Raw genomic sequence first — 23,571 nt, forward strand, 5'->3', positions numbered from 1 at the left:
ACGCAAGAAGAGGCGCCCGGGCTCAGGCCCGGGCGCCTCTTGCGTCGGCGTGACGCCCCGCGAGCCGGGCGCCGCCGTCGAGCCCGCCGGAAGCGGCCCCGGCCCGGGCGCTGTGCGACGCGACTAGAGCCGGCGGCGGCGGCGCGTGAGCCGGACGGCGGGCATCGGCGGGGCGGGGATGCGCTCGGCGCCGTGGTCGACGACATGACCGAAGCGCTCGCCGCCCGACTCCCAGGCCTCTCGCGCCTCGACGATCTCTTCGTGGGAGCGGCCGACGAAGTTCCACCACATCACGACCTCGTCCTCGAAGGGCTCGCCACCCAGGAGGAACAGTGTCGCGCCCGCGGCACTCGAGACCACGACGTCCTCCCGGCGGGTGCCGAGGTACATGAGGTGGGCGGTGTCGAGAGTGACCGCGTCGGCGATCCCCTCCTCTCCCGCGACCGCAGCCTCCCCGTACACCGCGACCAGGGCGTGCTCCCACGCCCGGTTCAGCGGCACGCGGACCGTCGCGCCGACGGGGATCCGCAGTTCGGCACCGACGATCGGCGTGTAGACGGTGGCCGGCGAGGCGACCCCGGCGAGCTCGCCGAGCACGACGGTCGCCGCGCCCGCCGTCCCGGCCACCGCGGGCAGCGTCACCTCGGGCAGCACCGCGTGCTGCTCGAACGCGGGGCCGCCGTGACGCCGCACCTCGGGCAGGGCCACCCAGAGCTGCAGGGCGTCCAGGGATGCGGCCTCCTCGCCCAGCGAGTATTCGGAGTGGGAGATCCCGGCGCCGCTGGTCATGAGGTTGAGCGCGCCGCGACGGACGACGACATCGCTGCCGACCGAGTCGCGGTGGCGCACCTCGCCCTCGTACGGCCAGGTGACGGTCTGCAGCCCGATGTGCGGGTGCGGCTCGACGCGCATGCGCGCCTGCTGCGGTCCGAACCGATCGAGGAAGCACCACGCGCCGACGAGCGGCAGATCACGCTGCGGCAGCGAGCGATGCACCGACATCGCACGCACTCCGCCGAGCGGCACCTCGCGCGTCTCGATCAGCAGGGTGCGCGGACCGGCGCACTCCACAGCCGTCTCGGTCGCGACGGCGTCGTCGGCGTCCAGCCTGGTCATGTCGACGCCGCCACTCACTCGGGGTGCGGCTGGTCGGGCCACTCGACGGTGAGCCCGGGAACCTCGTGCTCGTGCAGATACTTGGCCACGACGGGGCAATGCGGCACGACGGTCTCACCGCGGCGTGCGGCATCCGTCATCGCCTCGCCCACGACCGCCTGCGCGAGGCCACGACCGCGGAACGCCGGGTCGATCTCGGTGTGCGGAAAATGCAGGCGTCCGCGCGCGTCGATGCGGAACACGGTGAATCCCGCGAGCACGCCGTCGACGTGCACCTCGTAGCGGCGGTCGTCGTCGTTGCGGGTCACGATGGGCTGCGCGTCAGTGTCGGTCACAGGTGTCCTTCCGTCGTCGGTTCTCAACGTACGTGGCCCGCGCCGGATTCCGCCACCGGGCGCACGGGGTCCCCCTGGTCACGGCGGGGCTGCGGGTCTATCGTCAGGCGTGTCGGCGGCATCCGTCCGCGGGCCGATTCATGGGGGAATCGATCGATCCATTCAGGGATTCGAAGGGGAATCATGAAACGACGCATTGTCGCCGCGCTCGCGGCGATCGTCCTGGGGGCCACTGCTCTGTTCGGCGGCGCGTCCGCCGCGACGGCCGATGGACACGTCGGCGCGCCGTACGTCGCCATCGGCGACTCCGAAGCCGCCGGCACCGGCAACATGCCGTACGTCGACGAGGACTGCAGACGTTCGGCGAAGGCGTATCCGGTGCTCGTGGGAGACGCCGTCGGTGCACCCGTCATGTCCGCCGCGTGCGCAGGCGCGACGACGTCCGACGTCCTCGGACAGGCGGTCCTGCTGGGCCAGACAGGCGTTCTGGGGCCGGCCACTGAGCTCGTGACGATCACCGCCGGCGTGAACAACGTCGGCTGGCAGACCGTGCTCCCCGCCTGCAGCAGCGCGGGCACGCCCGAGGCGTGCGCAGCGGCCAAGGCGGCGGCGATCGCGGCCATCCCCGGGATCGTGCCCGCCATCGCGCAGCTGGTCGGCCTGGTCCGTACGCTCGCGCCGGGGGCGGCCATCGTCGTGACCGGGTATCCGCCGATGTTCGGCACCGTCACGGAGATGTGCAGCGTCGGCAGCTCCGGAGGCGCGCCGGTCAAGTTCACGCCGCAGTTGGCGGCGGAGGTGAATGCCGGGATCGACGGCATCAACGCCGCGGTCGCGGGCGGCGTCTCGGCCTACCAGGCGGCGTTCACCGCGCAGTTCGGCGCACCCGACCCCGGCGTCGAATACGCCGACGTCACCACCGCGTTCGACGGGCACTCACTGTGCGACACCGGCGAGCGCTGGATCAGCGGACTCTCCTCGGGCAAGGGGACGGTCCACAGGGGCTTCCACCCGAACGCCGCAGGCCAGCAGGCGTACGCCTCGGCCGTCATGGCGGCGCTCGCCGGCTAGTCCGGACACGGGCCGGTCGTCGCGCTCCGGGCTTCCGCCCGAGAGCGCGACGACCGCCCCGCCGTCCGGTGCCTGCCCGTCACGATCTCTCGGTCGGGTCGCACTGCCGGCGGAGAGCGGCTCGGCGCGCCGGGGGAGCGGATGCCTCGACCTGGCAGACTCAGACGGTGACGCTCCTCGACACCATCGCGACCGCGGCTGCGGCATCCGGATCCGGATCACCCGACGCCGACGCGCTCTACGATGCGTTCGTCGAGTGGGCGGGCGATCAGGGGTTCGCGCTGTACCCCGCGCAGGACGAGGCCGTCATCGAGATCGTGTCGGGCTCGCACGTCATCCTCTCGACGCCGACGGGCACCGGCAAGTCGCTCGTCGCGGTCGCGGCCCACGCCGCCTGCGTGGCGCGCGGCGGCCGCACGTACTACACGGCGCCGATCAAGGCGCTGGTCAGCGAGAAGTTCTTCGCACTCGTCGACATCTTCGGCGCGGCCAACGTCGGCATGGTCACCGGCGACTCATCGGTGAACCCGGATGCGCCCATCGTCTGCTGCACCGCCGAGATCCTCGCGAACATCGCGCTGCGCCAGGGTGCGGATGCCGCCGTGGACCAGGTGGTGATGGACGAGTTCCACTACTACGGCGACCCCGAGCGCGGGTGGGCGTGGCAGGTGCCGCTGCTGCTTCTGCCACGCGCCCAGTTCGTGCTGATGTCGGCGACGCTGGGCGACGTCACCGCGATCGCCGAAGACCTCGAGCGCCGCACCGGGCGCACCGTCTCGCGGATCACCGGCGTGGACCGTCCGGTGCCGCTGCACTTCTCCTACGCCCGCACCCCCGTGCACGAGACGGTCGAGGAGCTGCTGCAGACCGGCGAGGCCCCGGTGTACATCGTGCACTTCTCGCAGGCCGCCGCGATGGAGCGGGCGCAGGCGCTGTCGTCGATCCGCATCGTCTCGCGGGAGCAGCGCGACGCCATCGCCGAGGCGATCGGCGGGTTCCGCTTCACGACGGCGTTCGGCCGCATCCTGTCGCGCTACGTGCGCGCGGGGATCGGCGTGCACCACGCGGGCATGCTGCCGCGCTACCGGCGCCTCGTCGAGACGCTCGCGCAGCGCGGCCTGCTGCGCGTGATCTGCGGCACCGACACGCTCGGCGTCGGCATCAACGTGCCCATCCGCACCGTGATGATCACGGCGCTCTCGAAGTACGACGGCACGAAGATGCGCCAGCTCTCGGCGCGCGAGTTCCACCAGATCTCCGGCCGCGCCGGCCGCGCCGGCTACGACACCTCGGGCACGGTCGTGGTGATGGCGCCCGAGTGGGAGATCGAGAACGAGGCGGCGCTCCGCAAGGCCGGCGACGACCCCGCGAAGCGCAAGAAGATCGTGCGCAAGAAGGCGCCGACGGGTGTCGTCAACTGGGGCCTCGGATCGTTCGAGCGCCTCGTCGAGGCCGAGCCCGAGCCGCTCGTGCCGCAGCTGTCGCTGACCGCCGCGATGCTCATCAACGTCATCGCCCGCGGCGGCGACGTGTTCGAGCACGTGCGTTCGCTCGTCTTCGACAACCATGAGCCGCGCGCGCGGCGCTACGAGCTCGCACGCCGGGCGATCGCCATCTTCCGCACGCTGGTGGCCGCCGAGGTGGTCGAGATCGACCGCAGCGCGGATCCGGATGCGGCGGCCGGCGGCATCCGGAATCAGATCCGTCTCACCGTTGATCTGCAGCCCAACTTCGCGCTCAACCAGCCCCTGTCGCCCTTCGCGCTCGCGGCGATCGGGCTGCTGGACCCCTCCGGCACCGACGGCGGAGTCGGCACCGGGCATTACGCGCTCGACGTCGTGAGCATCATCGAGGCGACGCTCGACGACCCGCGTCAGATCCTCTCGCAGCAGGAGTACAAGGCGCGCGGCGAGGCCGTCGCGGCGATGAAGCAGGACGGCCTGGAGTACGACGAGCGCATGGCGCTGCTCGAGGACGTCACCTATCCCAAGCCGCTCGAGGAGCTGCTGACGCAGGCCTACGAGGTGTTCGCGTCCAGCCAGCCCTGGATCCGCGACTTCGAGCTGTCGCCCAAATCCGTGGTGCGCGACATGTTCGAGCGGGCGCTGTCGTTCTCGGAGCTGATCTCGCTGTACCAGCTGTCGCGCAGCGAGGGACTCGTGCTGCGCTACCTGTCGGACGCGTACCGCGCGATCCGCCAGACGGTGCCGGCCGAGGCCCAGACGGAAGACCTGCATGACCTCGTCGCGTGGCTCGGCGAGGTGGTGCGCCAGGTCGACTCCAGCCTCGTCGACGAATGGGAGGCGCTGGTCAATCCGGTCGACGACCCCTCGGCCCCGGTCGTGCCGCCCGCTCCACCGTCGGTGCTCACGAACCGGCGGGCGTTCGGCGTACTGGTGCGCAACGAGCTGTTCCGCCGCATCCAGCTCGCCGCGCTGCAGCGCGACGACGAGCTCACCGAGCTCGACCCCGACGTCGACTGGCCCGCCGCGCTCGACGCCTACTTCGACGACCACGACGAGATGCTCACGGGCGGAGCGGCCCGGTCGCCGCGACTCGTCACGGTAGATGAGACGGATGCCGCGGCCTCCGGTGTCTGGCGCGTCGAGCAGACGATCGACGACCCGGCCGGCGACCACGACTGGCGCATCCGCGCCGTCGTCGACCTGGCGGCCTCGGAGGAGTCCGGCACGGCCGTCGTGCGCGTGACCGAGGTCGTCCGGCTGTAGCCCGGGGCTCGGCGCGTTCCTCACCGCAGGCCCCAAGCCGCGCGGTCCCGTTGCCCGGAACAGGTGTTCCGGCGTAGGCAGGCCGACGTGCGCCGGATCGTCCTGTTCTCGCCAGAACACCTGTTCTCGGCAAAGGGACGGCCGGGGCGGATGCGGAGGCCGCAGGTCCGATGCCGCAGTCCGGATGCGTATGGCGGATGACGGATGCCCGGGCGTCAGCCCAGGCCGAAGCCGCCGTCCGACGTCAGGACCTGTCCGACCACCCACGCGCCTTCGGGCGTCGCCAACCAGCCGATGAGGCGCGCCGGGTCGGCGGGCTCGCCGTAGCGGCCGAACGGGGTCGCCCGCATCCACTCCTCGATCTCCTCGAGCGGCCGGTCGGACGTCTCGGGGTCCAGGTAGCCGGTATTGACGGGGCCCGGGTCGATCGTGTTGAGGATGATCCCGAGATCGAGCAGCTCCGCCGCCACGGTCTTCGTGATGCCCGCGAGCGCCGCCTTGCTCGTCGCGTACGCGACCTCGCCGCGCATCGGGCCGTGGATCTGCCCCGACGTCATCCAGAACACCCGACCGACCGGCTCCGCGAACGGGCCGCGGCGCTCGACCCGCTCACCGGGCCGGGCGGCGATGGCGTCGCCGGCGTGCAGCGCCGCGAACTCGCGGGTGAGGAGCATCGTCGAGCGGGTGTTGGTCTGCCAGAACGCGTCGAGCCGCTCGGCGGTCATGTCGAGGATCGACCCGTCGTCGCCCGACTGCGCGTGGTTGCACACCAGGATGTCGAGCCGGCCCGTGAGAGTCCGCGCCGCGTCGACGACGACAGGGACGGATGCCGCGTCCCGCAGGTCGGCGCTGATGTCGCCGAGCTGCGCGCCCGGAGTGAGCTCGGCGCGCAGCCCCTCGCGCACGGCGTCGAGGTCGTCGCCGCCCCACGGGAGGCGGGTGTCGTGCGCGCGGTAGTGGTGGAGGAAGACGTCGGCGCCGAGCCGCGCGAACTGTGTCGCGACGGCGTAGCCGATGCCCCGCCGGCGTGAGACGCCGGTGACGAGGGCGGTCTTGCCGCGCAGCGGCAGGGACGTGGAGGAGAACATGCAGATGCCTTTCAAGGACGCCGGGTGATCGCCCCCTCGCGGCTGCGCGCAGCGCGAAGCGATGAGGGGAGAGGGCGTGGGGCGTCCGGATCATGTCCGCGCGGATCGCGACGGACGGGATGGTGACGAAGGCGGGTCACAGGCATTGCATGACGAAGACGATAGCGGATGCCGCGGGCCACGGCATCCGTCATGATGGCGTCATGCCGACCTACGTGGCGTTCCTGCGCGCGATCAATCTCGGTGCCGTACGGAAGTTCGCGAAGGAAGACATCCGTCGGGTCGTCGAGAGCCTCGGGTTCACCGATGTCGAGACGCACATCAACACCGGCAACGTGCGGTTCACGACGGCGATGCGCTCCCGGCCGAAGATCGAGAAGGCCCTCGAGGACGCCTTCGCCGCCGATCGCGGCTTCGACGTGCCGACCATGGTGTTCACCGCCGCGGAGATCGCCGAGATCGCGCGCGAGGCGGCGGAGCTCAGCGCCGCACGCCCGGGGCTCCAGCGTCACTACGTCTACCTGCTCAAGGAGGAGCTGCCGCCCGACGTCGTGGCCAGTGTCGAAGCGCTCGCGACGCCGGTCGGCGGCATGGTGGTGCGGGGCCGCGTCGCGCACGCCCTGCTCGGGCCCGGGTACGACGCCGGCAGCGTCGATCCGCTCGGCGCGGCGAAGCTGCTCGGCGTCGCGACCAACCGCAACCTCACGGTCATCGCCGCCATCGCCGCGAAGTGGTCGTGAGCGCCGGGCCGTCCTCAACCGAGGAGCTGCGCCGAGATGCGGGACATGCCGGGGCGTGTCGTTCCGCATCCGGGCTCAGTTCCTCAACCGAGGATCGCCGGGATCGGCCCGTCTTCGCCGGCGGGCTCCTCGATTGAGGACCCACCGGGCGGGCGGCTCCTCCCCAACCGGGCCGTCGCCCGGAACACCGCGGGTTCTCCGCCGGAGCGCTCGTGACAAGGACGGCGTCGGATGCCGCGGCTACGCTGGGACGGGTGACCATCCCGCAGGGCGACCCCTACGCCGACCTCGCGTGGGAGCCCGACCTCCTGCCTCCCGAGTTCGGTGAGGCCCCGCCGCCGGACGACGCGTGGGCGCCTCCGGAGGACGGCTGGCAGCCGCCGCCCGACCCGCAGGGAGGGTCGTCGACCAACCTCGACCCGTTCGCCGGTGCCGGCCCGCGGCGCGACTTCACCGGTGCCGACCCGCGCACCGTGCTCCGAGAGGTCTACGGGTTCGACGCGTTCCGCGGCGAGCAGGCCGCGATCGTCGACCAGGTCGTCTCCGGCGGCGACGCCGTCGTGCTCATGCCCACCGGCGGCGGCAAGAGCGTCTGCTACCAGGTGCCGGCCCTGGTGCGCCCGGGCGCGGGGCTCGTCGTGAGCCCCCTCATCGCGTTGATGCACGACCAGGTCGACGCGCTCGTCGCCAACGGCGTGCGCGCCGCGTACCTCAACTCCACTCAGGCGCCGCCGGAGCGCGCCGCCGTCGAGCGCGCCTACCTCGCCGGCGAGCTCGACCTGCTGTACGTCGCGCCCGAGCGGCTGAACACCGAGACCACGCTGCGGTTCCTGGCGCGCGGAAAGCTCAGTGTCATCGCGATCGACGAGGCGCACTGCGTGTCGCAGTGGGGCCACGACTTCCGGCCCGACTATCTCGCGCTGGGCGCGCTCGCCGAGCGGTTCCCCGGCGTGCCGCGGCTCGCCCTCACCGCCACCGCGACGCCCGCGACCCACCGCGAGATGACCGAGCGGCTGCAGCTGCCGAACGCGCTGCATTTCGTCTCGAGCTTCGATCGGCCCAACATCCAGTACCGCATCGAGGCGAAGTCCGACCCGCGCCGCCAGCTCGTCGCCTTCATCCGGTCGCAGGGCGTGGGGTCGGCCGGCATCGTCTACGCGCTGAGCCGCAAGTCGGTCGAGCAGACGGCCGAGTTCCTGTCGGCCCAGGGGATCGACGCGCTGCCGTACCACGCGGGCCTTCCGGCCGAGACGCGCGCCGCGAACCAGTCCCGATTCCTCCGCGAAGACGGCGTGGTGATGGTCGCGACGATCGCTTTCGGCATGGGCATCGACAAGCCCGACGTCCGGTTCGTCGCCCACATCGACCTGCCGAAGTCCGTCGAGGGGTACTACCAGGAGACAGGTCGCGCAGGCCGCGACGGCGAGGCATCCGTCGCCTGGATGGCCTACGGCCTCGGCGACGTCGTGCAGCAGCGCCGCATGATCGACCAGTCGCCCGGCGACCGCGCCTTCAAGACCCGTCTCGGGCAGCACCTCGACGCCATGCTGGCACTGTGCGAGACGATCGGATGCCGCCGCCAGAACCTGCTCGACTACTTCGGCGAGTCTTCGCGCCCCTGTGGCAACTGCGACACCTGCCTGGAAGCACCCGAGACCTGGGACGGCCTCGTCCCGGCACAGAAGCTGCTGTCGACCATCGTGCGGCTGCAGCGCGAGCGCGGCCAGGCGTTCGGCGCCGGGCACCTCATCGACATCCTGCGCGGCGGGTCCACCGACCGCGTCCGCCAGCAGGGGCACGACAAGCTCGCGACCTACGGGCTCGGCGCCGACCTCAGCGAGCAGGACTGGCGCAGTGTCATCCGGCAGCTGCTGGCCCGCGGCATCCTGGTCGCCCGCGGCGAGTACGGCACGCTCGCCCTCGGTGAACCTGCCGCCGGAGTGCTGCGCGGCGAGTCGCCGGTGCCGCTCCGTCGCGACGTCATGGGCCGCTCGGGTGGGGTCGCCCGCGTACGCAAGACCACGGCTCCCGAGAACCTCGATCCCGCGAACCTCGGCGTCTTCGAGGCGCTGCGCGCCTGGCGCACCGGCGTCGCGAAGGAGCTGGGCGTGCCCGCCTACATCGTCTTCGGCGACGCCACGCTGCGCGCCCTCGCCGAGCGCCGCCCCGGCAGCCTCGCCGACCTCGACGGCGTCTCGGGCATCGGCGCCAAGAAGCGCGAGGCCTACGGCGAGGCCGTGCTCGGGGTGATCGCCGCCGCCTGAGCCGGCCCCCGCGGGTCAGGCCGGGGGCAGCACGTCGTCGAGATGCGCGTCGAGGTGGGCCGCGACATCCACCGCGTCCCGGTCGTAGAGCCACTGGTACTGCAGGCCGTCCCACAGCGCCGTGAGCCAGACCGCCTCGAACTCCGGATCGCGGTGCGCGGGCAGATCGCCGTCGCCCTGGGCCGCACGGAAGAGTGCCGCGAAGTGGTCGACGACGCCGCGGAAGCGCTCCTCGAAGTAGGCATGCGCCGGGTGGTCGGCAGGCACCGCCTCGCACGAGAGCACCGCGTACACCTCGATGAGCCCGGGTGCCTTCGCGGCGTTCTCGGTCGCCCCGCGGGAGAGGGCTCGCAGCTCGTCGGCCGCGCGCTCCGCCGGCGTGTAGGAGTCGCGCGATTCGATGAGGCGATCGCGGTGACTGAGCACGGCGCTGAGCAGCTCCTCCTTGGAGCCGTAGTAGTGCAGCAGGGTCGATTTCGAGACGCCGACCCGCTCCGCGATGTCTCGCAGGCTGGTGTCGCCGTACCCCTCTTCGGCGAAGAGCGCCGTCGCACCGTCCAGGATGAGACCGCGGCGCTCGCGCCCGACCCGGTACCCCGGCGGCGACTCCGTGTCGGCCGGGAGGAACGACGGCATCGACGGCACCGGCGCGGGGGTGTCGGTGGGCCCCGCCTCGTCGGGCTCGCGCCAGCCGACGGGCAGGGCGAGCGATCCCTCGTGGGTCTCCAGCGCTTCGACGATGTCGACGCGCTCGGGCAGGTACTGCGCCAGCAGCTGCAGCCCGTCCCACGCGGCGGCGACGCGCACCGCCTCGCCGGCCGCGTCGCGGTCGGCGGCGACCGTGTCCTGGGCGATGGCCTCCTCGATGGCGTCGGTCGACTGGTCGCGCAGGCGCGCGTACCGGTCGCGCATGATCCGGTGCGCGGGATGGCGGGGGGTGGATGCCTCGCCCGTGAGCGCCGCGAACAGCGCGAGGTAGCCGGGCACGCTCTCGTTGCGTCGTGCCACTTCGCTGTATGCGAGGGTTCCCGGGTCTTCGGCGGCGAGCCGCTCCAGCAGCTGCGTCTCGTTGTCGCGCTCGAAGAGCTCCACGACGGCCGCGAGCACCTCGTCCTTGGTCGCGAAATGGCGGAGGAGCCCCGGGTGGCTGATGCCGGCAGCGGCGGCCACGTCGCGCAGTGAGGTGGCGCGGTACCCGCGGGTCACGAAGGCGTCGTGCGCCGCGGTCACGATGGCGGCTCGCGTGCGCTCGGTGCGCGCGGTGCGAACGGCGCCCGGCGTCGCAGTGATGGTCACGTGTGGCACACCGCCTCTCGCGTCTCGCCGTTGCGGATCCATCTTATCGACGCAGGCTTACCAATCGGTCTACTTTCAGTTACCAATCGGTCGGGATTCATGTATCGTCGTGCAGTGACGCGCGTCGGAGCCGATACGCGTCGTACCCGAGAAAGGACTCCGATGACAGAGCTGTCGCCCGCCGCGACGATCGCGGCCGCCGGCACGACGGGCTTCAAGGCCCCCGGCACCACGCCCGACAAGACCCCGCGCGGCTACACCCCCGGCCTTGCCGCCGTGAACTTCGGCGTCTACCTCGCACTGCTCACGCCCGTGCTCGTGTCGATGGCGTTCAAGGTGCAGCACATCACCGCCACGCCGGAAGAGGCGACCGCGCAGCTCGGCCTGATCATGGGCGTCGGCGCGCTGTTCGCCCTCATCGCGAACCCCCTCGCCGGCCGCCTGTCCGACCGCACGACGTCGCGCTTCGGCATGCGTCGACCCTGGATCCTGGGTGGGACGCTCGTCGGACTCGGCGGGTTCGCCCTCATCGGCGTCGCGAACTCGGTGTGGGTCGTCCTCATCGCGTGGTGCCTGGTGCAGACCTCGATGAACGCGGTCCTCGCGGCGGCGAATGCGACGCTGCCCGACCAGGTGCCGGTCAGCGGCCGCGGCAAGGTGTCGGGCATCATCGGGCTGACCACGCCCCTCGGCATCCTGGCGGGCTCGTTCCTGGTGAACTTCCTGTCGGACGACTTCGCGCGCTTCGTGGTGCCGGCGGCCATCGCCACGGTGCTGTCGGTGCTGTTCGTCCTCGTCCTGAAGGACCGCCGCCTCGACGAGAAGCCGGCGCACAAGTTCACCGTCGGCCAGTTCTTCGGCTCGTTCGTCTTCAACCCGCGCAAGCACCCCGACTTCGGCTGGACCTGGCTCACCAAGTTCCTCGTGATGTTCGGCTACGCGGGCATCGCGACCTTCCTGCCCTTCTACCTCACCGAGAAGTTCGGTCTCGACGAGCAGACCGCGATCTCGACGATCCTCGTCGCCAACCTCGCGTCGATGCTCGCCATGGCGATCTCGGGCCCGCTGGGCGGCGTGTTGTCCGACAGGATCGGCAAGCGACGCCCGTTCGTCGCGATCGCCGGCATCATCATGGTGATCGGACTGGTGACCCTCGCGTTCGCGCCGAACGTCGCCGTCGTGCTCGTCGCACAGGCGATCATCGGTCTCGGCGCAGGCTCGTTCCTGTCGGTCGACCTCGCCCTCGCGACCGAGGTGCTGCCGAACCCCGACGACACCGCGAAGGACCTCGGCGTGCTCAACATCGCCAACGCGCTGCCGCAGTCGATCGCCCCCGCCATCGCCCCCGGAATCATCGCGATCGGCGCCACCACTTCGCTCGGCGGCTACACCACGTACTACCTCTTCGGCGCGCTCGTCTCCCTCGCCGGCGCCATCCTCGTCTACCGCATCAAGGGAGTGAAGTGACCGATACAACGATGACGGATGCCTCGGCCTCGGCCGCCGCCGACCGTCCGTGGCTCGACGCGAGCCTGCCCGTCGACGAGCGCGTCGAGCTGCTGCTCGCCGCGATGACCGTGGAGGAGAAGGCCGGTCTCTTCTTCCAGACGATGATCACCATGGGCGAGGACGGCGAGCTCGCCGAGGCCGACCCGGTGTTCGGGCTGCCGTCGAACCGCGATTACGTGGTCGAGAAGCGCATGACCCACTTCAACCTGCTCGGTGTCGCCCCCACGGCGGGAGCGATCGCCCGCTGGCACAACAAGCTGCAGGAGCTCGCGGCATCCACGCGTCTCGGCATCCCTGTGACGATCTCGACCGATCCGCGCCACTCGTTCACCGAGAACCCGGGTGCGGCGATGCTCGCGGGCCCGTTCTCGCAGTGGCCTGACGCTCTCGGCCTCGCCGCCACGCGCGACGCGGCGCTCGTCGAGCGGTTCGGCGACATCGCGCGCCAGGAGTACACCGCGGTCGGCATCCGCGTGGCGCTGCATCCGCAGGTCGACCTCGCGACCGAGCCCCGCTGGTCGCGGGCACTGCAGACCTTCGGTGAAGACGCGGAGCTGTCGGGCGAGCTCGGCGCCGCGTACATCCGCGGGTTCCAGAACGGGGAGTCGTTCGGGCCGGGTGCGGTGTCGGCCATGGTCAAGCACTTCCCCGGCGGCGGCCCGCAGAAGGACGGCGAAGACCCGCACTTCGCCTACGGGCGCGAGCAGGTCTACCCGGGAGGGAAGTTCGAGCTGCACCTGAAGCCGTTCGAGGCGGCGTTCGAGGCCGGCGTGCGCCAGGTCATGCCGTACTACGGCATGCCGGTCGGCACCGAGTACGAGGAGGTCGGCTTCGGCTTCAACAAGTCGGTGCTCACCGGGCTGCTGCGCGAGCGCTACGGCTTCGACGGCATCGTGTGCACCGACTGGGGCCTCGTCAACGACGCCGCGATCTTCGGCCAGCCGTTCCCGGCGCGGGCGTGGGGCGTCGAGCACCTCACGCCGTCGGAGCGCATGGAGAAGATCCTGGATGCCGGAGCCGACCAGTTCGGCGGCGAGGCGTGCCCCGAGCTGCTGCTCGAGCTCGTCGCCGACGGCCGCATCGCGGAGGAGCGCCTCGACGTGTCGGCGCGCCGCCTGCTGCGAGAGAAGTTCGCCCTCGGCCTCTTCGAGAACCCGTACGTCGACGCCGAAGCGGCCGACACGATCGTCGGCTCGGCCGAGTTCCGCGCCGAAGGCGACGCCGCGCAGCGCGCGTCGATCACCGTGCTCGCGAACCGTCCCGCGGCACCGGACGCCCTTCGACGGGCTCAGGGACCGACGGCGGCATCGAGGCCGGTGCTGCCGTTCGCGCGCGGGGCGAAGCTCTACGTCGAGGGCGTCGCACCCGAGGTCGCGGCGGCGTACGGCGAGGTCGTCACGTCGCCCGCCGACGCGGATGTCGCGATCCTGCGCCTGCAGGCGCCGTTCGAGCAGCGCGAGACGACGTTCGAGAACTTCTTCCACGCCGGCTCGCTCGAGTTCCCCGCCGATGTGCTCGCGCACGTCGCCGAGGTCGCCGCGGCGGTGCCCACGGTGGTCGATGTGTTCCTCGACCGCCCCGCGCTCCTCAGCCCCGTCGTCGAGACCGCGCACGCGGTTGTCGGCAACTGGGGCGCGAGCGGCGCCGCGCTGCTCGACGTGCTGAGCGGTGCGGCGCCGGCGCAGGGCAGACTGCCGTTCGACATCCCGTCGTCGATGGCAGCGGTCGAGGCATCCCGCCCCGACGTCCCGTTCGACACCGCCGCCCCGCTGTTCCGCTTCGGGCACGGCCTGTCGCTCTGACCCGCTGATACGGATGCCGCGTCGCACGCCGCGGCGCGGCATCCGTGTCCCTCGATGCCCCCCGCTGTGCGCTTCACGTGCTCTCGCCGAGACCACACGTCACGTGCGTCGCCATCGTGTGCGTTCGGCGAGAACACACACGACGTGGACGGCGTCAGGGAGCGCCAGAGGATCGCGCCACGTCGCAGCCGTCGGGGGCGGGCCTCACAGCTCCTGGAAGAAGTAGAGCGCGCGCTCGTCGGTCTGCGGATCGGAGCCGTGGAAGCCGTGGCGGGCGTAGAAGCGCTGCGCGTCGATATCCCCTTCGTCCACGTTGATCTCGATCGCCGACACCCCGTCGCGGCGGCAGTCGGCGATCAGACGGTCGACGATCGCGCCGCCGATGCCGTCGCCGCGCGCCGCGGGCGCGACGTACATCTCGTCGAGCAGGGCGACCGCGCCCGGGTACCAGACGTTCGGCCGCAGCGTCACGAGCGCGAGGCCGACGGCGGGGTCGCCGCTCAGCAGCGCGAATGTCTGCGTGCCGGCGAGCAGGCCGCGCAGGCGCTCGGCCAGGACGGGCGGCCCGGGAGAGTCGGTGTCGAACTCGGTGTTGAAGTCGTGCAGCAGCTCCGCCACGCGCTCGGCGTCGTCGACGGTGGCCCTGCGCACCTCCGCTGTCGTCATGGCTCCACGGTAGAGAGCGGTCCGCAGCCGCACCACCCTTCCGCGGGTGGAGTCGCGGCGTACGGGCTCTCGGCAGACCGACCGACGAGCGCGCTTGCGGCACCGAGCTCGACGCCGTGACCGCGCGCTGCGACGCCGTGACCGCGCGCTGCGACGCCGTGATCGGCATCCGTTCACGCACCCGACGCCCCGGGACGGATCCCGTCGAAGGTGCGCCCGGATCCGGGTAGCCTGGCGCGCATGCCGCGCCTTCTCGTCCGCCGTCCGTCGCCGCGCCTGGCCGAAGGCGAGCTCACGCACCTCGAGCGGGAGCCGGTCGATGCCGACCTCGCGCTGCGCCAGTGGGAGTCGTACGTCGACGTGTTCCGTCAGCGCGGGTGGGAGATCATCGCCGTCGACCCTGCCGAGGAGCATGCCGACGGCGTGTTCATCGAGGACGCCCTCGTGATGTTCGGCGATCTGGCGGTGCTCACCCGTCCGGGAGCGGACTCTCGCCGTGGCGAAGTCGACTCCGCGCGCAGCGCCCTCGATGACGCCGGCATCCCGTATCGGGCGATCGAGGAACCGGCCACGCTCGACGGCGGCGACGTGCTCAAGATCGGGCGCACCGCGTATGTCGGGCGCTCGGGTCGCACGAACGAGGCCGGCATCGCGCAGCTGCGGGATCTGGTCTCGCCGCGCGGCTGGACGGTCGTGGCGGTGCCCGTGTCGAAGGTGCTGCACCTCAAGAGCGGCGTGACGGCGCTTCCCGACGGCACTGTTGTGGGGTTCGAGCCGCTCGTCGACGACCCGGAGGCGTATCCCGAGTTCCTGGCCGTGCCGGACGAGCACGGCACCGCCGTCGTCGTGCTGGACGAGGGCACGGTCCTGATCTCGGCGGACGCCCCCGCGACCGCCGAGCTGTACCGCGATCGCGGTCTCGAGGTGATCACGACTCCTATCACCGAGTTCGAGAAGCTCGAGGGCTGCGTGACCTGCCTCTCGGTGCGCATCCGCGACGACGTGCAGGGTCGCGCCTAGGCTGACACCGGCGGGCGACGGCGCCCGCGACGGGAGCGGCGCGTGGCCACGAGCAACATCGACATCGCCCAGCAGGCGGAACTCTGGCCGATCGGCCGCATCGCCGCGGGGCTGGGCATCCCTGAGGAAGAACTGGAGCCGTACGGCCGGCACAAGGCGAAGGTCTCGCTGCGGCATCTGCGGACGCTGCGCGACAGACCCCGCGGCCGGCTCGTGCTGATGACCGCGGTGTCGCCGACGCCCGCCGGCGAGGGCAAGACCACCACGACGGTCGGACTCGGCGACGCGCTCACGCGCATCGGCGAACGCGCCATGATCTGCCTGCGCGAGCCCGCCCTCGGTCCGGTGTTCGGGATGAAGGGCGGCGCCGCCGGCGGCGGCTACGCCCAGGTCGTGCCGATGGAAGACATCAACCTGCACTTCACCGGGGACTTCTCGGCGATCGGGATCGCGACGAACCTGCTCGCGGCGCTCCTCGACAACCACGTGCACCACGGCAACGCGCTCGGCATCGACGTGCGCCGCGTGACCTGGCGGCGCGTGCTCGACGTCAACGACCGCGCGCTGCGCGACGCCGTGATCGGGCTCGGCGGTCCGTCCAACGGCTATCCCCGTGAGGACGGCTTCGACATCGTCGTCGCCAGCGAGGTGATGGCGATCTTCTGTCTCGCGACCGACCTCGCCGACCTCAAGGAGCGGCTCGGCGAGATCGTGGTCGCCTACACGCGCGACCGTACGCCCGTGCGCGCGCGCGACCTGCAGGCGCACGGCGCGATGGCGGCGATCCTGCGCGACGCGCTCGCGCCGAACCTCGTGCAGACCCTCGAGCACACGCCGGCGTTCGTGCACGGCGGACCTTTCGCGAACATCGCGCACGGCTGCAACTCGTATCTCGCGACCGACTCGGCGCTGCGGATGGCCGACTACGTCGTCACCGAGGCGGGGTTCGGCGCAGACCTGGGCGCCGAGAAGTTCGTCGACATCCTGTGTCGCACCACCGGACTCCGGCCCGACGTCGCCGTCGTGGTCGCGACCGTGCGCGCGATGAAGTACCACGGCGGTGTGGAGGTCGCCGACCTCCCGCACGAGAACGTCGCCGCTCTCGAGCGCGGCACCGCCAACCTCGTGCGGCACCTCACGACCATCCGCGAGACATGGGGCATCCCCGCGGTGGTCGCGATCAACCATCGCGCCGAAGACACGGATGCCGAGATCGCGGCGCTCGTCGCCGCGTCGGAGGCGGCCGGCGTCACGGCCGTCGTCGCGAGGCACTTCGCCGAAGGCGGTGCGGGGGCGGAGGACCTCGCGCGCGAGGTGGTGCGGCTGTGCGCCGAGCCCGCCGGCGGCCTCCGGTTCACCTACCCCGACGACGCGACGCTGTGGCACAAGATGAGCGCGATCGCGACGCGCATCTACGGGGCATCGGAGGTCACGGCGTCGACTGCCGTGCGCGCGCAGATCAAGCGCCTGCAGGACGAGGGCTACGGCGGATACCCGGTGTGCGTCGCCAAGACGCAGTACTCGTTCTCGACCGACCCGAAGCTGCGCGGCGCGCCGACCGGCCACGTCGTCGACATCCGCGAGGTGCGCCTCGCCGCGGGCGCGCGGTTCGTCGTGATGATCTGCGGCGACATCATGACGATGCCGGGCCTTCCCGCCGTGCCGGCCGCCAACACGATCGACGTCGACGAGGACGGCCGCATCGTCGGACTATTCTGACGGCTGCGAGTGCTCCTCAGTTGAGGAACTGTGCCGAGCTGCGGAGCGGCATCCGCGTGTCGGTCCTCATCTCGGCTCTGTTCCTCACACGAGGAACAGCGCCGGGGCGGGTGCGTCGGCGATGTTCCTCAGTTGAGGATCTGCGCCGAGCTGCGGAGGGGGCATCCGTGTGTCGCTCCTCATCCCGGCTCCGTTCCTCAAACGAGGAGACGCTCGACGGCGGCACGTGCTCCTCAGTTGAGGATCTGTGCCGAGTTGCGGAGCGGCATCCGCGCTTCGCTCCTCATCTCGGCTCTGTTCCTCAATTGAGGAACCGGCAAACCCGACCCGGCCCGGATCCTCAGCTGAGGACCCGAATACCCGACCGGGCACCGGGCAGCCGGCGGCGGTCCCCGACGCACCGGCCGCCGCCGGCGGTGGACCTTACGCCGGCGGGAACGTGCGCACGCGCTCGACCCGCAGCACGTGGGGGAGTGCGTCGGTGTCGCGCGTGCCGTCGGCGCGGGGGAACTCGTACACGTCGAGCATGAGCTGCATCGGGTAGTCGATCGTCTGGCGCACGGTCTTGACCCAGCGGTGGTCGATGAAGAACCGCACCTCGTCGGGCGTCCACTCGACGGCGTAATCGTGCATCGCGGTGAGGTCGCCGTCGACGCGGACCTTCTCGAAGTCCTCCCGCAGGCGCGGGTCGTGCTGGGTCTTCACGCCCACACCCACCCAGCCTCCGGTGTCGTCGATCTCGGATCCGAAGATCTCGGCGATGCAGATCTCGCCGCAGTCGTCGGGGCGGTCCTCGAAGCCGATCGGCCAGAAGGCCACCATCGCGTCCGGATGCCGCACGGCGGCCATCCGCACCTCGATCACGCCGAACCGCGGAAGGTGCAGCCGACGCTCGGGCTGCGGCTCACGTACGACCAGCCCGTCGCGGAAGCGGTGCTGCCCGATGGGGCTGCCGAGGGGTCCGGAGAACTGGCCGGTCTGCAGGTGCGAGACGCGGATGCCTTCGTCGAACTCGGGCGACCACGGCGGTGTGCCGGCGTCGATGCGCAACTCGAGCGCGTCCGGGGCGACGGAGTACCGCGCCGCCGCGCGCTCGCGCGACGACCAGTGGGCGAGGTAGTACGGCCACCACGCCTTCTCGTCGAGCACGCCTTCGTCGAACCGCTCGTCGAGGTCGGGGGCGCGGCCGTCGAGGTCGAGCGGCGACATGTCGAGCGTCCAGATGTTGAACGTCAGCTCGCCGCCGCGCCACGGCTCGGTTCCCGACCCACGGTGCGTGAATCCCGCGGTGCGGCACAGCCCGTTCGAGCCGGGATTGTCGACCCCCGGGTACGCGACGAGCAGGGTGCGTTCACCGCGGGCGGCGACCAGCCGGATGACGAGCCGCAGCGCCGCGCCGGCGATCCCGCGTCCCTGCCACTCCGGGAAGACGTTCCAGCCCGTCTCCCACGCCGGCGTGCCCTCGTGCTCGACCTGCCAGTAGCCGATGCCGCCCACGGGCGTGCCGTCGAGCTCGATCCGGTACATGGCGGCCTCGCCGGCCTCCATCAGGCGCAGATACCGCTCCTGGCGCTCGTCGAGCTGCGCCGGCGTCTCGGGACCCCCGAGGTGCGCGGTCATCTCGGGCGTATTGGCGCGCTCGAGGAGGGGCAGGTCGTCCGGACCCCACGGGGCGAGCGTCACGGGTGGATGAGTCATCGGCTCCATTCTGGAGCGATCGGCCGACACCGCGCCATCGTCCGGCGCATCCCGCGGACCCGCCTGGGGATAAAGCTTCCGCGGCGCGGAAGGGTCGCGCTAGCGTGCGGGTGGGTGCCGGAGCGGCGCCCTTCCCCCCCAACCGAAGGACTGTCTCGATGAAGAAGAAGCTGATCGCCGGTATCGCCGCCGGCTCCCTCGTCGCATTGCTCAGCGCCCCCATCGCCGCGTCAGCGGCTCCTCGGGAGTACACCACCGACCCCCACGGCATGACCAACGGGTCCGTCACCAACCCGTTTGGCAAGACGAACGGCGACATCACCAACCCGTTCGGAAGCACGAACGGCGACACCACCAACCCGCACGGCCGCACCAACTGACAGCCGGGAACCAGGCGGGCGCCTCGCGTTGCGGGCGCCCGCCTGTGCGTCTCGCACAACCCGTCCACGCCCCATCTCGGCTTCGTGTTGTGGAGATCCACCAGTCGCTTTGAGTCCAGGTTGTGGGAGTCCTACGGTCGAGGTGACCTTCCTTCTGTCCATTGCACCGAGAGGTGATGCACATGGCCGACGCCGCCGTCCGCACCAAGAAGCCCGCCACCAGCAAGCGGACGCCCGCCGGCGGCGCCCCGACCGCGCCGCACACGGCGGCCGAGGCATCCGATCCGCGCATCGACATCGCCGCGGTCACCGACCTGCTCCTCGGCACGTGGGGCGACACCCGCCGCGAGGCGCGCGAGATGATCAAGGACCCCGCGTTCTGGCGCGTCGAGGGCCAGTCGATGGCCGAGCACCGCGAGCGCGTGCTCACGCAGCTGCACCTGCTCGTCGAGCACGGCGGCTCGCAACGCGCGATGCCGGAGCAGTACGGCGGCCGCAACGACAACGGCGCGAACCTCGCCGGCTTCCAGGAGCTCGTGCTCGCCGACCCGAGCCTGCAGATCAAGTCGGGCGTGCAGTGGGGCCTGTTCGGCTCGGCGGTGTTCCAGCTCGGCACCGAGAAGCACCACGAGAAGTGGCTCGCCGGCATCCTCGACCTCTCGATCCCGGGAGCGTTCGCGATGACCGAAACCGGGCACGGATCCGATGTCGCGGCCATCGGCACGACCGCGACCTACGAGCCCGAGACCGAGGAGTTCGTGATCCACACGCCGTTCCGCGGCGCGTACAAGGACTACCTCGGCAACGCCGCGCTCCACGGCAAGGCGGCGACGGTCTTCGCGCAGCTCATCACGGGCGGCGTCAACTACGGCGTGCACTGCTTCTTCGTGCCGATCCGCGACGACGAGGGCAACATGCTGCCCGGCATCATCAGCGAGGACGACGGCGTCAAGGGCGGCCTCAACGGCATCGACAACGGCCGGCTCGCGTTCGACCAGGTGCGCGTGCCGCGCTTCAACATGCTCGACCGCTACGGCCAGGTCGCCGCGGACGGCTCGTACACGTCCGACATCCCCAGCCCCGGTCGCCGCTTCTTCACGATGCTCGGCGCACTGGTGCAGGGCCGCGTGTCGCTCGACGGCGCCGCCACCACCGGCACCGCGCTCGCGCTGCACATCGCGCTCACCTACGCGAACCAGCGCCGCCAGTTCGACTCGGGCACCGGCAGCGAAGAGGTGGTGCTGCTCGATTACGGCAAGCACCAGCGGCGCCTGCTGCCCCTGCTCGCGCAGAACTACGCGCAGTTCTTCAGCCACGACGAGCTGCTGAAGAAGTTCGACAGCGTCTTCTCGGGCCGCACCGACACGTCCGAAGAGCGCGAAGACCTCGAGACCCTCGCCGCGGCGCTGAAGCCCCTCAGCACCTGGAACGCGCTCACCACGATCCAGGAGGCCCGCGAGGCCTGCGGCGGCTCCGGCTTCCTCGCCGAGAACCGCATGGTGGGCCTGCACCAGGACCTCGACGTATACGTCACCTTCGAGGGCGACAACAACGTCCTGCTCCAGCTGGTCGGCAAGCGCCTCCTGTCGGACTACGCCAAGCAGTTCAAGGGGAAGGATGCCGCGGCCCTCGCCCGCTTCGCCGTCGCGCAGACCGCCGGAAAGCTGTTCCACGGCGCGGGCCTGCGTCAGCTCGGCCAGTCGGTGGCCGACCTGGGCTCGACGGCGCGCTCGGTCGAGCTGGGCCTGCGCGAGGACCAGCAGCATGAGCTGCTCGCCGGCCGCGTGCAGCGGATGGTGTCCGATGTCGCCGCGGCGCTGCGCCCGGCGACCAAGCTGTCGCCCGGTGACGCGGCGGCGCTCTTCAACACCCACCAGGCGGAGCTCATCGAGGCGGCTCGCGCCCATGCCGAGCTGCTGCAGTGGGAGGCGTTCACCGACGGCGTGAACCGCGTCTCGGACGAGGGGACCAAGCAGGTCTTGACCTGGCTGCGCGACCTCTTCGGTCTGCACCTGATCGAGAAGCACCTCGCGTGGTACCTCATCAACGGGCGGCTCTCGACGCAGCGGGCGGCATCCGTCTCCCGCTACATCGACCGCCTCGCGGCGCGGCTGCGGCCGCACGCGCAGGACCTGGTCGACGCCTACGGCTTCGCACCGGAGCACGTGCGGGCGCCCATCGCGTCGGGTGCCGAGGGCAAGCGCCAGGACGAGGCTCGCGAGTACTACCGCGCGCTCGCCGCGTCGGGGAACGCGCCGGTGTCGGAGAAGTCGCTCAAGAAGAGGTGACCGAGGCCATCCCCGCCGGGATGGTCACGGAACGCCGACCATCCGGATCGCCTCAGGGGGCGATTCGGACAGGTCTGCGGTCAGGCGGCCCAGCCGCACATGCCGCACTCGCCCGTCGCCGACACCTCGACGAAGCAGTTCGGGCACATGGCGCGCACGCGATCGGGGATGGTCGGCTTCGCGACCCGGCGTTCCGCCGCCGGACGCGCAGCCGCGCGCCCCGTTCCGCGGGCGGGAGCCAGGGACGGCGTCGAGGGGGGCAGCTGGATCTCGGGCCGGTGCTCGGCGCAGTAGAAGCGCACGTAGCCGTCGTGGTTCTTCGGGTGCCGGTGCTTGTACGCCCAGAGCTCGCTGCGCTCGCGCGGCTCGGAGTCGGCGCCGCACGTGAAGCACCGCGTCGGCTCACCGGGGACGACGTCGGCCACCAGGACGAGGGTGTCGAAGGGGATGGCGTCCCGCCAGTCCGACGAAGCGACGATCTTCATGGCGTTTCCTCCCTGCGTGGACCGCACAGGCCCGACATTCCAAGGTAAGCGACGTCGGAGACTCTCGGCGACCGAACGTGTGACCTCGACATGAAGGTTGGAGGACGACTGGATGGCGAGGCCCGGGTCGCAGGAGCGTCGGCGGCCCCGCATAGTCTGGCTCGGTGAGCACCGATGTCCGCCTCGGATCCGATGGCCGCGCGCGCTGCGCCTGGGTCGGCGACGACCCCGAGTACGCCCGCTACCACGACGAGGAGTGGGGCGTGCCGCTGCACGGCGACCGGGCCCTCTTCGAGAAGCTGAGCCTCGAGGGCTTCCAGGCCGGGCTGTCGTGGATCACGATCCTGCGCAAGCGGCCGCGGTTCCGCGAGGTGTTCGCCGGCTTCGAACCCCAGGCCGTGGCGGCGTTCGGCGACGACGACATCGCCCGCTTGATGACGGATGCCGGCATCATCCGCAATCGCGCCAAGATCGAGGCCACCATCTCCAACGCGCGCCTGGTGCTCGAACTCGAGCCGGGCGAGCTGGATGACTTCATGTGGTCTTTCGCACCGGCATCCCATCGCCGCCCGTCGTCGTTCGCGGAGGTGCCGGCGACGACCTCTGCATCGGACGCGCTCAGCAAGGCGCTGCGCAAGCGCGGCTTCCGCTTCGTCGGGCCCACGACGATGTACGCGCTGATGCAGTCCGCCGGCATGGTCGACGATCACGTCGACGGCTGCTGGCGGGCGATCGCCTAGAAACGGATAACCTATCCGCTTAGGGTGTACGATGGAGGCATGAGCCCCCGAGCCGATGCCGTTCGCAGCCGGGAGCGCATCCTCGAGGTCGCTCGCGGACGCGACGCCCGCACCCTCCGCCTCAATGACATCGCCGGCGATGCCGGCGTCGGGATCGGCACCGTCTACCGCCACTTCCCGACCGTCCGGGCGCTGATCGAGGCGCTCAGCGTCGAAACCCTGATGCGGCTGGGCGCCGCCGCAGACCGCGCCGTCGCCGCGCCGGATGCGCACGCGGCGTTCCGGGGATTCCTCGAAGACGCGCTCACGCTGCAGCTGCAGGACAGCGGACTCGAGACCGTGCTCACGGACCTCGCCCTCACGGACGCAGACCTGCACGACGAATGCGCCATCGCGCGAGGCAAGGTCTTCAGTGGGTACGACGCGGTGCTCTCGCGCGCGCAGCGGGACGGCGTGGTGCGCCGCGACCTCTCGGTCGCCCAGCTTCAGCGCCTGATCTGCGGGCTCGAGCACGCCGTGCGTCTCGGCGCTCCTGCCGATCGCGACCTGCTGCTCGACATCCTGCTCTCGGGCATGCGCCCGGCAGCCCTCGACTCACCGGCCGCGGCCATCGGCTGAAAGGACC

General features: G+C 71.3%; 19 protein-coding genes. 12 read left to right on the top strand and 7 right to left on the bottom strand.

Annotated features, from left to right (window positions below; translation table 11 throughout):
- Positions 1 to 123: 123 nt before the first annotated feature.
- Together ABG085_RS01195 and ABG085_RS01200 are read right to left on the bottom strand one after the other, a co-directional pair.
- Positions 124 to 1,116: a pirin family protein gene (locus ABG085_RS01195; RefSeq protein ID WP_347977627.1), complete on the bottom strand. Its 993-nt coding sequence runs from the start codon at positions 1,114 to 1,116 to the stop codon at positions 124 to 126.
- Positions 1,117 to 1,130: 14 nt separating this feature from the next.
- Positions 1,131 to 1,451, bottom strand: coding sequence for a GNAT family N-acetyltransferase (locus tag ABG085_RS01200; protein WP_347977628.1), 321 nt, complete (start codon positions 1,449 to 1,451; stop codon positions 1,131 to 1,133).
- A 183-nt stretch (positions 1,452 to 1,634) separates the two neighbouring features.
- On the opposite strand from ABG085_RS01200, the gene ABG085_RS01205 reads away from it, so the two are divergent.
- Both ABG085_RS01205 and ABG085_RS01210 read left to right on the top strand, forming a co-directional pair.
- On the top strand, positions 1,635 to 2,522 hold the full coding sequence (locus ABG085_RS01205; RefSeq protein WP_347977629.1) for an SGNH/GDSL hydrolase family protein: 888 nt from the start codon (positions 1,635 to 1,637) through the stop codon (positions 2,520 to 2,522).
- A 167-nt stretch (positions 2,523 to 2,689) separates the two neighbouring features.
- A complete protein-coding gene (locus tag ABG085_RS01210) occupies positions 2,690 to 5,251 on the top strand; it encodes a DUF3516 domain-containing protein (protein ID WP_347977630.1) in 2,562 nt (853 codons plus the stop codon).
- A 215-nt stretch (positions 5,252 to 5,466) separates the two neighbouring features.
- Here the strand turns inward: ABG085_RS01210 and ABG085_RS01215 are convergent, their stop codons facing one another.
- Positions 5,467 to 6,339: an SDR family oxidoreductase gene (locus ABG085_RS01215; RefSeq protein ID WP_347977631.1), complete on the bottom strand. Its 873-nt coding sequence runs from the start codon at positions 6,337 to 6,339 to the stop codon at positions 5,467 to 5,469.
- A gap of 149 nt (positions 6,340 to 6,488) precedes the next feature.
- On the opposite strand from ABG085_RS01215, the gene ABG085_RS01220 reads away from it, so the two are divergent.
- Together ABG085_RS01220 and recQ are read left to right on the top strand one after the other, a co-directional pair.
- Positions 6,489 to 7,079, top strand: coding sequence for a DUF1697 domain-containing protein (locus ABG085_RS01220; RefSeq protein ID WP_347977632.1), 591 nt, complete (start codon positions 6,489 to 6,491; stop codon positions 7,077 to 7,079).
- Between the two features lie 254 nt (positions 7,080 to 7,333).
- The gene (gene recQ / locus ABG085_RS01225; RefSeq protein WP_347977633.1) at positions 7,334 to 9,343 is read left to right on the top strand and encodes a DNA helicase RecQ; all 2,010 of its coding nucleotides are present in this window, start codon (positions 7,334 to 7,336) and stop codon (positions 9,341 to 9,343) included.
- Between the two features lie 15 nt (positions 9,344 to 9,358).
- Here recQ and ABG085_RS01230 read toward each other — a convergent pair whose 3' ends face one another.
- Positions 9,359 to 10,639, bottom strand: coding sequence for a TetR/AcrR family transcriptional regulator (locus ABG085_RS01230; protein ID WP_347977634.1), 1,281 nt, complete (start codon positions 10,637 to 10,639; stop codon positions 9,359 to 9,361).
- A 162-nt stretch (positions 10,640 to 10,801) separates the two neighbouring features.
- Between ABG085_RS01230 and ABG085_RS01235 the strand changes: the two genes are divergently transcribed.
- Together ABG085_RS01235 and ABG085_RS01240 are read left to right on the top strand one after the other, a co-directional pair.
- The gene (locus ABG085_RS01235; protein ID WP_347977635.1) at positions 10,802 to 12,106 is read left to right on the top strand and encodes an MFS transporter; all 1,305 of its coding nucleotides are present in this window, start codon (positions 10,802 to 10,804) and stop codon (positions 12,104 to 12,106) included.
- 11 nt (positions 12,107 to 12,117) lie between these two features.
- Positions 12,118 to 13,950, top strand: coding sequence for a glycoside hydrolase family 3 N-terminal domain-containing protein (locus tag ABG085_RS01240; RefSeq protein WP_347979254.1), 1,833 nt, complete (start codon positions 12,118 to 12,120; stop codon positions 13,948 to 13,950).
- A gap of 204 nt (positions 13,951 to 14,154) precedes the next feature.
- Here the strand turns inward: ABG085_RS01240 and ABG085_RS01245 are convergent, their stop codons facing one another.
- Positions 14,155 to 14,616 carry a GNAT family N-acetyltransferase gene (locus tag ABG085_RS01245; RefSeq protein ID WP_347977636.1) on the bottom strand — a complete coding sequence of 154 codons (462 nt, stop codon included), beginning with the start codon at positions 14,614 to 14,616 and terminating at the stop codon, positions 14,155 to 14,157.
- A 240-nt stretch (positions 14,617 to 14,856) separates the two neighbouring features.
- On the opposite strand from ABG085_RS01245, the gene ddaH reads away from it, so the two are divergent.
- Both ddaH and ABG085_RS01255 read left to right on the top strand, forming a co-directional pair.
- Positions 14,857 to 15,636 (top strand): dimethylargininase, encoded by a 780-nt coding sequence (gene ddaH, locus ABG085_RS01250; protein WP_347977637.1) that lies wholly within the window; start codon positions 14,857 to 14,859, stop codon positions 15,634 to 15,636.
- Positions 15,637 to 15,678: 42 nt separating this feature from the next.
- Complete coding sequence (locus tag ABG085_RS01255) at positions 15,679 to 17,355, top strand: formate--tetrahydrofolate ligase (protein ID WP_347977638.1); 1,677 nt, start codon at positions 15,679 to 15,681, stop codon at positions 17,353 to 17,355.
- Positions 17,356 to 17,778: 423 nt separating this feature from the next.
- Here ABG085_RS01255 and ABG085_RS01260 read toward each other — a convergent pair whose 3' ends face one another.
- Positions 17,779 to 19,053, bottom strand: a complete 1,275-nt coding sequence (locus tag ABG085_RS01260; protein ID WP_347977639.1) for a GNAT family N-acetyltransferase — start codon at positions 19,051 to 19,053, stop codon at positions 17,779 to 17,781.
- Between the two features lie 158 nt (positions 19,054 to 19,211).
- Between ABG085_RS01260 and ABG085_RS01265 the strand changes: the two genes are divergently transcribed.
- On the top strand, positions 19,212 to 19,433 hold the full coding sequence (locus ABG085_RS01265) for a hypothetical protein (protein WP_347977640.1): 222 nt from the start codon (positions 19,212 to 19,214) through the stop codon (positions 19,431 to 19,433).
- Between the two features lie 182 nt (positions 19,434 to 19,615).
- A complete protein-coding gene (locus ABG085_RS01270; RefSeq protein ID WP_347977641.1) occupies positions 19,616 to 21,721 on the top strand; it encodes an acyl-CoA dehydrogenase in 2,106 nt (701 codons plus the stop codon).
- Positions 21,722 to 21,801: 80 nt separating this feature from the next.
- Here the strand turns inward: ABG085_RS01270 and ABG085_RS01275 are convergent, their stop codons facing one another.
- Complete coding sequence (locus tag ABG085_RS01275; protein WP_347977642.1) at positions 21,802 to 22,206, bottom strand: glucose-6-phosphate dehydrogenase; 405 nt, start codon at positions 22,204 to 22,206, stop codon at positions 21,802 to 21,804.
- A 164-nt stretch (positions 22,207 to 22,370) separates the two neighbouring features.
- On the opposite strand from ABG085_RS01275, the gene ABG085_RS01280 reads away from it, so the two are divergent.
- Both ABG085_RS01280 and ABG085_RS01285 read left to right on the top strand, forming a co-directional pair.
- Complete coding sequence (locus ABG085_RS01280; protein ID WP_347977643.1) at positions 22,371 to 22,946, top strand: DNA-3-methyladenine glycosylase I; 576 nt, start codon at positions 22,371 to 22,373, stop codon at positions 22,944 to 22,946.
- Between the two features lie 39 nt (positions 22,947 to 22,985).
- On the top strand, positions 22,986 to 23,564 hold the full coding sequence (locus tag ABG085_RS01285) for a TetR family transcriptional regulator (RefSeq protein WP_347977644.1): 579 nt from the start codon (positions 22,986 to 22,988) through the stop codon (positions 23,562 to 23,564).
- Positions 23,565 to 23,571 lie beyond the last annotated feature (7 nt).

Source organism: Microbacterium sp. ProA8, from assembly GCF_039905635.1.
Taxonomy (GTDB): Bacteria; Actinomycetota; Actinomycetes; order Actinomycetales; family Microbacteriaceae; genus Microbacterium; species Microbacterium chionoecetis.

Coding starts and splice junctions, on each gene's coding strand:
- ABG085_RS01195 (WP_347977627.1), bottom strand. CDS start 1,116: ATGACCAGGCTGGACGCCGACGACGCCGTCGCGACCGAGACGGCTGTG.
- ABG085_RS01205 (WP_347977629.1), top strand. CDS start 1,635: ATGAAACGACGCATTGTCGCCGCGCTCGCGGCGATCGTCCTGGGGGCC.
- ABG085_RS01215 (WP_347977631.1), bottom strand. CDS start 6,339: ATGTTCTCCTCCACGTCCCTGCCGCTGCGCGGCAAGACCGCCCTCGTC.
- ABG085_RS01220 (WP_347977632.1), top strand. CDS start 6,489: ATGACGAAGACGATAGCGGATGCCGCGGGCCACGGCATCCGTCATGAT.
- ABG085_RS01235 (WP_347977635.1), top strand. CDS start 10,802: ATGACAGAGCTGTCGCCCGCCGCGACGATCGCGGCCGCCGGCACGACG.
- ABG085_RS01240 (WP_347979254.1), top strand. CDS start 12,118: ATGACGGATGCCTCGGCCTCGGCCGCCGCCGACCGTCCGTGGCTCGAC.
- ABG085_RS01245 (WP_347977636.1), bottom strand. CDS start 14,616: ATGACGACAGCGGAGGTGCGCAGGGCCACCGTCGACGACGCCGAGCGC.
- ddaH (WP_347977637.1), top strand. CDS start 14,857: ATGCCGCGCCTTCTCGTCCGCCGTCCGTCGCCGCGCCTGGCCGAAGGC.
- ABG085_RS01260 (WP_347977639.1), bottom strand. CDS start 19,053: ATGACTCATCCACCCGTGACGCTCGCCCCGTGGGGTCCGGACGACCTG.
- ABG085_RS01265 (WP_347977640.1), top strand. CDS start 19,212: ATGAAGAAGAAGCTGATCGCCGGTATCGCCGCCGGCTCCCTCGTCGCA.
- ABG085_RS01270 (WP_347977641.1), top strand. CDS start 19,616: ATGGCCGACGCCGCCGTCCGCACCAAGAAGCCCGCCACCAGCAAGCGG.
- ABG085_RS01275 (WP_347977642.1), bottom strand. CDS start 22,206: ATGAAGATCGTCGCTTCGTCGGACTGGCGGGACGCCATCCCCTTCGAC.
- ABG085_RS01285 (WP_347977644.1), top strand. CDS start 22,986: ATGAGCCCCCGAGCCGATGCCGTTCGCAGCCGGGAGCGCATCCTCGAG.